Origin of the sequence: Peribacillus sp. NPDC097895, assembly GCF_050277555.1 — a bacterium.
Lineage (GTDB): Bacteria > Bacillota > Bacilli > Bacillales > DSM-1321 > Peribacillus.
This window is the reverse complement of record NZ_JBNNSH010000001.1, coordinates 89,496-102,587: the sequence shown is the minus strand read 5'-3', so window position 1 is coordinate 102,587 and position 13,092 is coordinate 89,496. Positions and strand designations below refer to the sequence as shown.

The window sequence follows — 13,092 nt, the reverse complement described above, 5'->3', positions numbered from 1 at the left end:
GCTTTAACATGCAAAATAAAAAAGCACCCAATTTTGGGTGCTTATAATAATCGATAAATTTTACTCGGCCTTCCTCGTGTGGCTTGAGCCTCTTCACCAACGCATTGTGCCAAATCAACTTCGCACATATCCGCAACAATACGCCGCACATTGCGCTCTGTCATCTCAAGATGTGTCGCTAAGTCCTTTGTAGTAAAATCACTCCAGCCCATTCTTTGAACGAGAGCCGATATCTTCTTATACGTTTTAACACTGACATTTCCGTTTTTCAACTTTTCTATAAGGGGTTTATTGTGGGTACGGGTATCATATTGCAGTTCTTTCTTTTTGCCTGGTGATTCGATAATTTTGCCATCATCTTGAATAATCACAATTTCTCGCTTCTTCATCTCTTTTGAATGTTGAATAGCACGAAAAGCATTGATTTCCGCCGAATAGGCAGTCTCGCCGAAGCCAATTCCAACGGCAACGGTTGTATCTGCTTCAAACGCCAATTTTTGGATGGTATCTTCGAGGGTAATGATTTCTCGTTCAATTGCGCCGCGAGAACTAAAAATCATGTATCTTCCATTCCCTTTCTCTGAAAAGGAACCATTTATTTTTTCACCAAGTTGAATTAACATTTCTTTTAGCCGGAGCTCCAAGTACTGTAAATGATAAGGAGTTTTCATTTCCTCTGCCACTTTGTTAAAATATTCAACTTCAATGATTTCTACTCCGATTTGTGTGTCTTTAAAGTAGGAAGTCTTTACTTTTTCAGAAAGAATTCGAAGTGTTTGTCGCACTTCCATCTTACTTATTGACATCCGGTAGGATGGAATCCCGTATTCCCTTAAAGCTTCACACACAGACGGAAAACAAGATAACGCGCCTTCTGTCCTTCCCTTATTCCATAAATTTAAGTGAAAATGCACCAATTCATTCGTATCAACATCTGACTCAAACACTTTCGTATAAACCTTTGGGGTTTTTATATTTAACTGTGACAAAGCTTCTTCACTAATATTATTTGAGGACATAGTATCAATACTTAGATGCTCGATAATTTTCCCTTGTTCGTAGATCATCTCTAAAAAAGATTTATAAAAACCTGATTCCGTAGCAGGAACATGGACCATTATTTTATCTGTACCTAGTGTTTTTTTCGCAATTTCATAGGGAATTGGACCAGAAAAAAGCCATGCATGTACGTAAGGTTTATGTTCTTTTACAATATTCTCTACCTCTTCGATCTTTTCATAGGGCAAAGAGATGAATTCCAATTCATGTTTATATTCTTCTGCCAAGTTTAAAATCTGTTCTACAGAAGTTTTTAGACCGACTAGTCCGATTTTATACATCTTGTATTCGACTTCCTTTATCCTCAGTAATATAATCATTGTTCTAGTAAATATCCTGGTTTAATGTAAGTCATGTTATCGTAAACTCTAATGTTCTGCTGTCTTTAGTTCAATATATATTAAAGGGTTCTGTTTACCTTATTTTATCATGTGACATGAAGGAAAAATACGTTGTATACGTTATTCATCTTAGGTTTACATGACAGCTTTGTTTTACATCTTAGATAATCATCCATTATTTTTGTGTTTTGAACTTCATACAAGCTCATAAACTAACCAGATAATAAGAAATAGCTCCATACTTAATTGGAACAGATTTATAATTTAAAAACATTATAATTGCAAAAACAATATACGCGATGTAAAACAATAAAAAAACCACCTATTTAGGTGGTTTTTTCATTAGATTGACTAGATTAATTAGACACCTATCCAAACCTTTGTTTTTGGTTTTCTTCCCTGATTTTTTTATTGATCATTGAAACTTTTTCCTCAAAAAACGATACAGACCATCTTCTCTATAGGAATACTCCGTCACTTCATCGGCTTGTTCTTTGACCAGGTCTGTGGCGTTTTTCATGGCAATGCAGCGCCCAGCTAGTTTAAATAGCGGAAGGTCATTTTCACCATCGCCTATAGCTAGAATATTTTCAGGTTCCAGCTGGAAATGCTTCAGTAATATTTGAACGCCTGTTGCTTTTGAAACGCCTTCAACAGTGACTTCCACATTGTGATGGGTGGAGGATGCTGTAGTAAAGGCGATGTTCTGCTTGATTTCCTCCAGATCCTCTTTCCATTTCCCTATCGTGTTCATTTCATTGCTGAAGAAGTAGATTTTGGCGACGCTGTTGATATTCAACTGTTCTGCCCATTTTATTTTATCTTCCATGGCATCCTGTCTTGATAGCCATTCATTTTCTTCAACTGTCTCGGGCTTGGGTACCATGCCTTGTTTAGCCATATAGTCTTTATCTTTAAGTAAGGCGATCCGTAAACCATCGTTCGGATGAACTTCGTAATACATCTCTTCCGCTCCTGCTTTTGCGACCAATTGTTCCACAAGTTCAGGCGGCAGGGCGTGTTCGACAATCTGCTTCTTTCCGATGAATGCAGACATTCCATTCGCAGTCACCATTCCATCAACTTCCATGCCAGACGGCAAAACGTCCCTCACTTCTTCTAACGTTCTTCCTGTTGCAATGAAAACCAGTTTTCCTCTTTCCCTAAGCTCGCCTATGTACTGTTCGAGCGTCTCATTCACCGTATTCATTTCGTTCAATGTCGTGCCATCCAGATCCAGCACAATTGCCTTATTAATCATGTAAGCCACCTCAAAGTTTCGAATGATGCAAATGCCAACAGCCCATTATCTAAAAAGATCTTAGGCTGCTGGTTTCATTCATTTATTTTTCTTCATCTTTCATATCAGTATAACAGTTTAGGATAATCCTAAAAGTTTCATGACGCTTAAAATGAAGAGACCGACCACACCGAAGTCCGAATCACCAAACGTGGTGCCTTCAAATCCTACATCTCCCAGGAAAACGAGGAGTATCGCAGGAAGGAAACTAATGATGATCCCATTGGCAAATGACCCAAGCATCGCTCCGCGTCTGCCTCCTGTTGCATTTCCAAATACACCGGCTGCCGCTCCAGTGAAGAAATGCGGTACGAGCCCCGGAACGATGACTTTCAATCCAATTGCCGGTAGAAGGAACATGGATAATAGTCCAGCCAAGAAACTGAATAGGAACCCGATGATCACGGCGTTTGGAGCGAATGGAAAGATTGTCGGACAGTCCAATGCAGGTTTTGTATTCGGTGCCACTTTATCGGCAATCCCTTTGAATGCAGGGACGATTTCAGCAATTAACATCCGTACCCCCGCAAGGATGATGTAGACGCCTGCCGCAAATGTTATCGCCTGGATGAAAGAAAATACGATGAAGTTCGAGCCGCCGGATAATTCCGTTTCAATATAGTTCTGTCCGGCAAACAAGGCGACGATCACGAAGAACATCGTCATCGTAAGCGATACAGCGACAGATGTGTCCCTCAAGAATCCCAAGGATTTAGGAACTTTGATCTGCTCCGTCGTCTTTTCCTTATTTCCAAACCATTTTCCAACCGTCGCGGAAACAAAATATCCGATCGAACCGAAGTGGCCGATGGCAAAATCATCGCTTCCAGTAATCTTCCGTACGTATGGTTGAAGAAGGGCCGGGAACAACACCATGCATAACCCCAATAGTATGGAACCGACCAAGATAAGCGGAGCCCCGTTAAGCCCGCCGACCGATAGGGTGACTGCAAGTAGGCAAGCCATGAATAAGGTATGGTGCCCCGTTAGGAATATATATTTAAATGGCGTGAAACGAGCCAGTAAAACATTGACAACCATACCAAAAACCATAATAAGTGCAGTCGAAGTTCCAAAATCACTTTGTGCAGCCGCGACAATGGCTTCGTTATTCGGAATGACTCCTTGAACATTGAATGCATGATCGAACATTTGACTGAATATATCAAGGGCGCCAATAAGCACTGCCGCTCCCGCTCCAATGATAATGAAGCCCATAACGGTTTTTAGCGTTCCAGATACAACATCGGCTGCTGTTTTCCGCTGTAACAGCAACCCAATGAGAGCAAACAGCCCTACTAGTATGGAAGGTGTACCCAGGATGTCATTCATGATAAGTTCCAACATTGCCTCTCCCCCTCTTCTTTATGTTTTTTATTTTTATAAATGTGATGCTAATTTCGATGTGATTTCAGGAATGCTCATCATGTTTTCCAGCGTTACGATCGTTCTGGTTCCATCATCAAGCTGTCCGACAATATCTGCTGCCCCTAGGAAAATATCCGCCTGAACCGTTTTTGCCGATGTAAGATCCGTATGATCCACCTCTGCCGTTTTCCCCATTTCCGTCAATGCTTTCTTCACATTCATCTCCATGATGAAGCTGCTGCCCAATCCGTTCCCGCATACTACCATGATTTTCTTCATATCAATCTCTCCTTTTTTTATCCTACATGTTTTTCCAATTTAGATTTGATTTCAGGGATGCTCATCATGTTTTCCAGCGTTACGATCGTTCTGGTTCCATCGTCAAGCTGACCGACAATATCCGCTGCCCCTAGGAAAATATCCGCCTGAACCGTTTTTGCGGATGTAAGATCCGTATGATCCACCTCTGCCGTTTTTCCCATTTCCGTCAATGCTTTCTTCACATTCATCTCCATGATGAAACTGCTGCCCAATCCGTTCCCGCATACTACCATGATTTTCATTCCGCTTCCTCCTTCGAATATTTATGGACGTACTCCATAAGGATTGATTTATCCGACGTGCGTAACATTTCTTCGATATTAGCTGGTTCATTCAATAATTGCGTGAGCTGGATCAATGCCCGCAAATGCGAATCGTTATCTACGGCGGCCAAAATGATGATCAGACGTACCGGTTTATTTGGCGCAAAGTCCACGGCTTCATCCAACTTCAGTAAACTCATGGATAAAGACCTGACCCCCTGCTCCGGACGAGCATGGGGAATCGCCACTCCAGGCGTGATGACAACATATGGACCATTCGTTTCTATGGCCTCGATCATCGCATCCACATATCGTTCTTCGACCGTTCCTAAATCCACGAGAGGCTTGGCCGCAACTTGAATGCCTTCTTTCCAATCAGAAACATGCGGCTGTAATTGTATCGTTTGCATATTGAGCAGTTCTTCTAACACAGGCTTCTCTGCCTCCTTTAAAGAAAATTGGGTTACTTTTGGCGTATGATTATACATATTCGACTGCAATGCTTTTTCGAGCTGATCCAGTTCATGGATGGTTGCATACTTGGAAATGATTTTCACTAATGCGGCAACATCTGCACTTTCCGTCGTATATCCATACAATTCCTGCATGACTTGCTGACGCAATGTATGTTTATCCTGCATTTCCAAAATGGGCGGTACAACGAATAAAGCCGCATTTGTTCTCATATGCACCGTTGAAAAAACCAGATCGTACGAAAGTGTGTATTCTGCCGATTTTCGAACGGACAGGACATCGAGGAACAAAATATCCGGAAATAACTCCCTCAATGTATAGATGAGGATATTACTGATTCCAATCCCATTCGGACAAACGACAATCGCCCTTTTTCTATCATCCAATGTGGTTCCTTGCCTGCGCAGCCATCCGCCAAAATAGATCGTGAAGTAGGCCACTTCCTCTTCCGATACCGGACAGCCAATCTCTTTCTCTAACACCCACAGCGATTTTTTAGTCAAATGATGCAGTTCGGGATAGACCTTCTGCACCCGTCCCGTCATCGGATTCATTTGCGGGAGTCCATACCGCAGGCGATGATATGCCGGTTTAAAATGGACGTATAATTGTTGGCATAGCTGTTCTTTGTCCTGCAAGTGAACAAATGCCAGCCTCTCGAACTCTTCCACGATTTCCTGCAAAAGATGTTGAATCATTTCATCATCCTTAAGAGGGGAAATGTCCTTCGTTCGATTCATGCTCAGTAAATGTAAGGTTGCGTATAAGTTTTCCGTTTCGCTCCAAACTGATTGAAAGGCATCCGTTTTGGTCATTTCCTCAACCATCTTGTATTCTTCCGTTGCAACAAACGGAGCCCAGCTCTGGTCGGCTTGTAACTCTTCACCTTTTCCTATGAGCCGATCTGTACTTAAAAATAAATAACTCAGTTCATGAAGTCGTTCATCCGTAAAGGTGATGCCTAATTTACGCTCTATCCTTTCAAGCTGTAATCGGATCGAGCTGATTTCATTTTCATGATTTCCCCATATGCACTCCATGATCAATTCACTATTGGAACTGTTCAGTACATCATGTACGAGACGTTCGATGATATATCTCTTAACTCGACTTTCCCCCATTACCACATAGCCATCTTGTTTGGAATACTGGATCTTGAGCGCTATGTCCCAGTTTTTCTCTTTAAGCCTTTTTAAATCCTTCAACACGGTATTTCGTGAAAGCCCGGTGATCGTTTGGAAATGATAGACGGACAATTCTTCTCGGCTTAACAGGATCATGAGGTAAAAAACTTTTTCCCTATCTGTCTCTGAAAATATATAATTGCGTTTTGTCAGTTTTACATTCAATTCTTCATCCCTGATTGTTTCAGAAAAGGAGTAGCCCATTTCACGATTATATTGAATCGGTTGATATCCATGAAATTGGAGCCAGTCATTCGCTTTGCTCAGACCATATTGTATTTGCCTTCTCGTCAGACCTGTTTGGGCTTCAAGTTCTTTCATTTTCGAAATGGGCGAATGCTGTAATAGTTTTAGTAAATTGGCGCTTCTTTCATCTAAAAACATTCTCAATCCCTCTCCCTGCTTCTACGATATCTCACTTCTTATTATAAATGTAGCATTTCTAAGTCCGAATGTTGTCATAGGTACTGCACAATAATATACTCTTCACACATTTGTGCACAATACGGCATCCTTGCTTAAGACATTTTTCGTTCATGTGATTACTATTGAATAAAAATGACCGAATTAAAAACAGGCAGACTTCAACAGACTAATTATGAAGAGGATATTGGAATGCATAATCAGGTTGAAATATAGTCTACTATGTATATAACAATTTTTAGTTGGGAGGCACAGTGAGGTCATGAGACCGAGCGTAAAAAAGGGGTCCGGGGTGAAGCTGGAGGATGAAAACAATGGAGATGTTCATAAAAAATAAGAGGGGACAAAAGGAAGTTCCAATGTTTTTTGATTAGATTGAATTCTTGATTTTCAAATTTAATGGTCTCCAACTTAATGTATATAAAGCATAAACACGTTCCATTGAATAATACGTTTTTACTACATATCAACATCCCCTGACAGGGTGTACCCAAAAATGTCTACCCCTTTCTGAACAGATTATGATAATAGAAAGAAGGCCGCCAATTGGCGGCCTTCTGGCATTAAAGCACCTTTTAGTAATTACCAGGTTCCCTCTTTTTATCAGTCCATTATTCGTTTAAATATGCCCATGCATATTGAGCATAAAGTTCTGCACCGGTAGCAAGCGCATCCTCGTCGATGTTGAATTTCCCGTGATGATGGGCCCATTCCGTATCTTTTTCAGAATTCCCAGATCCAACTAAAGCGAAGCTTCCAGGTACTTCATCTAAATAGAAGCTAAAGTCTTCTCCACCCATTGTTGGCTTTTCATTATATACTGCGTCTTCGCCAAACGCATTTGAAGCCACTTTTTGTACTAATTTGGCACTGTATTCATCATTAATGACTGCTTGTGTTCCACGGTAATACTCAACCTTGGCGGTCGCACCGTAAATATTGGCAACATTATCCGCATAAATCTGGAGCTGTTTTTCAATATGGTCACGTGTTTCATGATCAAAACAACGGACAGTCCCTTCAATAACGGCATTTTCTGCAATGACATTAAATCGTGTCCCAACAACCATTTTTCCAACTGTCAAAACAGCCGGATTTTGTGGGTCAACCGTTCTTGATACGACAGACTGTACATTCATGACGAATGAAGAGGCAACAATAGTTGCGTCGATACAATCCTGTGGCATTGCACCGTGTCCCCCTCTTCCTTTAAACGTTACTGTAAAGATATCTGCTGAAGCGAATGAAGGTCCTTGAGTACAAGCAACCTTGTTTGTTGGCATTTGCGACCAAATATGTATGCCAAAAACATTATCAACACCTTCAACAGCCCCTTGTTTAACCATTTCCCTAGCACCTGTTGCTACTTCTTCGGCTGGTTGAAATATTAATCGTACATTCCCAGGTAATTCTTCTTTTATTTCGTTGAGTGCCTTCGCTGCAATTAATAGCATGGATGTGTGTGCATCATGTCCACATGCATGCATTTTTCCCTCTTCTTTTGAAGCATACGGCAAGTCTTTATTCAATTCTTCTACAGAAAGGGCGTCCATATCTGCTCTTAATGCTACCGTCTTTCCTGTCTTACCGCCTTTAATTTCTGCAATAACACCTGTTGGTTCTGCTTTTCGATAAGTAATCCCTAAGTTATCAAGGTAGTCACAAACAAAGGCAGTTGTATTTTCTTCTTCCCATGATAACTCCGGTTCGCTATGAAGTTTTCTTCGTATTTCTGTTAATTCATCACTATGGTTTTGAATCGCTTCTTTTATGGTTTGATTAATCATTCTTATTCTACCTCCGTCAAGCATTTTGCCACTTCGTAAAATATTTGCACTCCATTTGCTAAATGACGTGCATCCGACCATTCCTCTGGACAATGACTTAGTCCCGCTTTACTTGGAACAAAGAGCATGCCAACATCTGTCACATCGGAAAAAACCATCGCATCATGACCTGCTCCACTATTAATGGAACAGTATGGTATATCTAAATCGGCACTTTTATCTTTTAATAATGCTTTAATCTCATTGCTCAATACCTTTGGTGGCATATATAACAGCTGTTCAGCAGATGTATGGATCCCTTGTTCATGAAAGGATTCGATTAATTCTAGTATCCGCTTTATGACATTGTTAATATGTTCTTCCTTGCTAGATCGAATATCTATCGAAAATACCACTTTATTTGGAATGACGTTGGCCCCATTTGGTAAAACATGTAGGCGCCCCGTCGTGATAACCGTTCCTTCTCCTTCCTCCACTGCAAAGCTCGGTAATTGAGAAATAATCTGGGCGGCTGCAACCAATGCATCCGTACGGCGATCCATCGGGGTTGTGCCAGCATGTCCTGCCTTTCCTTCAATGGTTATTTCTAATTGCGTTAATCCGACAATCGCTTCTACAACACCAATGGGGATATTCTTCTCTTCAAGGATCGGTCCTTGTTCTATATGCAATTCGAGGAATGATTTAATGCTATTGGGATTTCTCCTTTTCGGAAGAGAAGAATCCAGTCCAATTTCTGACATCGCTTCTACTGTTGTGATACCTTCTTTATCCTTTAAATTTTTAAAATTTTCCTCACTAAGTGATCCAACTATTCCTCTCGACCCCATTAGTCCACCGCCAAATCGTGAGCCCTCTTCTTCAATTAAGGCTACGATTTCCAATGGATATTTAGGTGTTAATTGATTCTCGGCAAAAAGGGCAGCCACTTCAAGAGCGACAATTACCCCAGCTGGTCCGTCATACGCACCACCATTTGGTACGGAATCAAAATGTGAACCGACCAGAACGCTTGGCGCATCTTTTAAAGTACCCTCAAGCTTTCCAAAAATATTTCCTAATCCATCTTCATGTACGGTTAGACCGTATTCTATCATTTTATTTTTAATATAATTACGTGTTAGTAAGTCTTCCTTGCTATACGTAAGCCGGGTAGTCCCGTTACCGGGTGTTGATGTAAATTCGCTCAAATCATTTATTTGCTTTTCTATACGTTCGCTAAGACTCACTTAGAACCCCTCCTATTTTACAAGAATTGCACGAAAATTCCCGCTAAAATAACCGACACGATGGTAACCGATATAAATCCACCGACAAGCATTGGCGGCAGCATATGGCTGAGCAATGCTTCTTTTTCATTCTCATCTTTTGTTAATGAATTGACGACTTCATTGGTAATAATGTAATCGGCTGGAAAACCGTATAATGCTGTTAAAGATACTGCAAACGCCATTCCTTTGCTTACTTTTAACAATTTCCCTGCAATGAATGAGAATATATACATACCAATCACAGCTAAGAATATGCAAACAACAAGTGGGTAAAGAATCTCCATCATCATACTTGGTGTTGCACTTTTTAAACCGTCAAAGACGAAGAGCATAAGGGCCATGATAGCAAAACCAAATCCATTTGCTTTTTGCAGAGTCTGCCTTTCTAAGAAACCAATACTTTTCGCGATAACTCCGAAAAGTAAGCAAAGAACAAATGCATTTATAGATATAATCGGTGCTAATGCAGTCGAAACAAGATAGGCGAGAAAAGCAACGACCGCAAGCCTGAAAAATTTAAAGTATTCCGTATTATATTTTTCAGGAAGTTTTTTAAACAGTTTAAGTTCCGCCATACCTTCCTTAACAGATGCTGAATCGTCCTTTTTTACCGTTAATTGTCCATTGCGATATTGCTCCAGCAGCTTCTTCCCCTCTTTTTTCAAGACAATTGATGTTAAAGGATATCCAGCAAAGCCTTGCATCACATAAATAACGATGGCAAAAACGGACAAACTTGTAAGTCCTGCGTCTGCCGCTCCTTCTGACATAATTAATGAAGAAACCATTCCGCCCACTAAAGGTGGAATCGCCACAAGAACTGTTTGTAGATCAAAAATAAGTGTGCCTATCCCAAATAATATACCTATAATTCCCAGAATACCAGATAGAGAGATGACAATCGTTTTCCACTGATTTACCAATTCTCGTATTGAAAGCAATGTTCCCATGTTTGTGATCAATAGGTACATCATCATAGTTGCAACTACCGGTGGAACACCAGCTATTGAAACGATGTCGTGAGGGAAGAATGTCCAATACCCACATAGAAATAAGATCGCTGAAATAAAAACGGAAGGTACCCAGGCTTTTGTTCGAACCGCCACTATGTCTCCTACAAATAAAATAAAAATAACAATAACTAAAGCCAACATCTGTGACATATGAGTGTCCTCACCTTCCAATTTAATAGTTTGAATATTCTTATAAAATAATAACACTGAATCACTTTAATTAAAAGATAATTCTATATTTTCAGGTAATTGTACACAGATAATAGGAAATGTAAGTGCTTTAATTCCAAATAACGATACTAAATATTCTAAAATAGTTAAAAAATTGAATATACTAAAATAATTTTAATTATATATTTATATACTTTTTCCCGCTACTTACAACAATTTGGTGTAAAAATATTACTTCATAGTTTTAAAATAGATGAACCTAACAAACCGCCACTACTTGACCCTAAAGGGCTTGGTTTTCTATTGATTAAGTCAATGCCTCCTATTCACTAATCTGGACATTTTCAATTCAAAAAAAAGCCGTCTAAGAACAGCTCTCATTCATTATTAATTAATAACCTTTTTACTGCATTATCTATATGAGTAAACTAGAGTAATGACTTAGTAAAGCTAGATGAAAGGAAGCATAATCAATTGCATCGTTAAAGACTGCCTCTAATAGTCTTCTTTCTGTAATCCTCTTCCTTTTGTAGGAAGAGAAGCAAGTGGCCGCAAAAGTAAATTCATTCCAAAAACATATGTTGAACTGCACCCCAATTGTTCGACACCATCTAACAATAAAAGCAGTTTGCTAGAATGCTAACTGCTTTTATTGAAGTCAATTTACTATGATTTGATATCATTAAATGTGTTATTTCGGTTTTTTCATTAACAATGAAAGCACCACATTCACGATGGCGAAAATTAAGCTAATCTTAAATACAAGTGAGGAACCTGAGGCAGCAGCTGCCGGTACATCATTGGCCACATCAGTTAAGTAGCCATTTTGCTTCGCAGAGAATAGCGAAACCATGACCGCAATACCAATGGCCCCTGCTACTTGTTGAGATGTTTGGGTAATCGCAATACCATCTGGATAGAATTGCTTTGGCAATGCATTTAATGTATTCGTTTGAACTGAAGCAAGTACCATACCAATACCAAGCATCATCACGATATGCGTTACAACCATGATCCATAGTGATGTTTCTGTCCCGTACATTGCATATAGCCCATAACCAATCGCAACCAAAATCGTTCCGGGTGTGATTATGGCACGAGGACCATATTTATCGAAAAGCCGGCCTATTATTGGGGCAAATACACAATTTAATAAACTACCTGGGAGCATAATCAGCCCAGTAGAGAACGCAGACACCAATAACGCCATTTGCATATACATCGGTAACACAACAAGCATCGATAACATGTTTAAGAACGTAATGATATTCATCACAAGGCCAAGTACAAATAGAGGGTGCTTGAATGCTTTTAAATTCAACATGGGGTTTTCCATCTTCGTTTGACGGATTGCAAAGAAAATGAGGGCGATCAACCCAACGATGATTGTGCCAATAACCATCATATTCGTCCAGCCTAGATCCCCGCCTGCACTTACACCGTATACAACCCCTCCAAATCCAATCGTCGATAATGCAACTGACAGGATATCGATGGATACATCTCGAGTTTCATTGACATTCGGAATATAGATAAAGCCAAAGATAAGGGAGAATATTAAGAACGGAATCGTAAACCAGAATATAAAATGCCACGATATCGTATCTAAAATCATCCCGGCCAATGTAGGACCGAAGGCCGGACCAGCTAGAATGACTAAGCCCATGACACCCATTGCCCCACCACGTTTATGCGGCGGGAAAATCGTGAAAATGACATTTTGTGTCAATGGCAAAATAATCGCCAAGCCAGCTGCTTGAATGACACGCGCTGTTAATAACACGCTAAACACTGGTGCTACTGCAGCAATGACCGTTCCGATAATGGAAAAAAATAAAGACGCCATGAACATTTGGCGTGTTGTAAACTTTTGCATTAGAATTCCGGTTACCGGGACCAAAATACCAAGCGTTAAAAAGTAGCCTGTTGCCAGCCACTGTATGGTCGTCGCATCCACGGCAAAAATATGGCTTAATTCACCTAATGCGATGTTTAATGCGGTTTCACTAAATAACCCAACAAATCCTGCCACTAAAAGAGCAGCCATTATGGGTCCTGTTTTTATTTGTTTATTCACTTGTTAAAACTCCTTCAATATAATTGGTAACAATTGCGAA

At 40.1% G+C, this 13,092-nt stretch carries 10 protein-coding genes; all 10 read right to left on the bottom strand.

Annotated features, from left to right (window positions below; genetic code table 11):
- Nucleotides 1–41 precede the first annotated feature (41 nt).
- The 10 genes from ACQKMH_RS00450 to ACQKMH_RS00405 all read right to left on the bottom strand — a co-directional run bounded on the left by ACQKMH_RS00450 (nucleotide 42) and on the right by ACQKMH_RS00405 (nucleotide 13,052).
- Nucleotides 42–1,340, bottom strand: a complete 1,299-nt coding sequence (locus tag ACQKMH_RS00450) for a hypothetical protein (RefSeq protein ID WP_427585581.1) — start codon at nucleotides 1,338–1,340, stop codon at nucleotides 42–44.
- A 475-nt stretch (nucleotides 1,341–1,815) separates the two neighbouring features.
- Nucleotides 1,816–2,661, bottom strand: coding sequence for an HAD family hydrolase (locus ACQKMH_RS00445; protein WP_427585580.1), 846 nt, complete (start codon nucleotides 2,659–2,661; stop codon nucleotides 1,816–1,818).
- Between the two features lie 117 nt (nucleotides 2,662–2,778).
- Nucleotides 2,779–4,047, bottom strand: coding sequence for a PTS ascorbate transporter subunit IIC (locus ACQKMH_RS00440; protein ID WP_230160646.1), 1,269 nt, complete (start codon nucleotides 4,045–4,047; stop codon nucleotides 2,779–2,781).
- A 33-nt stretch (nucleotides 4,048–4,080) separates the two neighbouring features.
- Nucleotides 4,081–4,347: a PTS sugar transporter subunit IIB gene (locus tag ACQKMH_RS00435; RefSeq protein WP_053347686.1), complete on the bottom strand. Its 267-nt coding sequence runs from the start codon at nucleotides 4,345–4,347 to the stop codon at nucleotides 4,081–4,083.
- A 17-nt stretch (nucleotides 4,348–4,364) separates the two neighbouring features.
- Entirely contained in the window at nucleotides 4,365–4,631 is a 267-nt protein-coding gene (locus ACQKMH_RS00430; RefSeq protein WP_427585579.1) for a PTS sugar transporter subunit IIB, read from the bottom strand.
- The gene (locus ACQKMH_RS00425; RefSeq protein ID WP_427585578.1) at nucleotides 4,628–6,694 is read right to left on the bottom strand and encodes a BglG family transcription antiterminator; all 2,067 of its coding nucleotides are present in this window, start codon (nucleotides 6,692–6,694) and stop codon (nucleotides 4,628–4,630) included. The genes ACQKMH_RS00430 and ACQKMH_RS00425 overlap by 4 nt, the downstream gene beginning before the upstream one ends.
- Nucleotides 6,695–7,344: 650 nt before the next feature.
- Complete coding sequence (locus ACQKMH_RS00420) at nucleotides 7,345–8,520, bottom strand: amidohydrolase (protein WP_427585577.1); 1,176 nt, start codon at nucleotides 8,518–8,520, stop codon at nucleotides 7,345–7,347.
- Between the two features lie 2 nt (nucleotides 8,521–8,522).
- Nucleotides 8,523–9,749 carry a Zn-dependent hydrolase gene (locus ACQKMH_RS00415; protein ID WP_427585576.1) on the bottom strand — a complete coding sequence of 409 codons (1,227 nt, stop codon included), beginning with the start codon at nucleotides 9,747–9,749 and terminating at the stop codon, nucleotides 8,523–8,525.
- 17 nt (nucleotides 9,750–9,766) lie between these two features.
- A complete protein-coding gene (locus ACQKMH_RS00410; protein ID WP_427585575.1) occupies nucleotides 9,767–10,954 on the bottom strand; it encodes a hypothetical protein in 1,188 nt (395 codons plus the stop codon).
- A 712-nt stretch (nucleotides 10,955–11,666) separates the two neighbouring features.
- Nucleotides 11,667–13,052 (bottom strand): DHA2 family efflux MFS transporter permease subunit, encoded by a 1,386-nt coding sequence (locus ACQKMH_RS00405; RefSeq protein ID WP_427585574.1) that lies wholly within the window; start codon nucleotides 13,050–13,052, stop codon nucleotides 11,667–11,669.
- Nucleotides 13,053–13,092 lie beyond the last annotated feature (40 nt).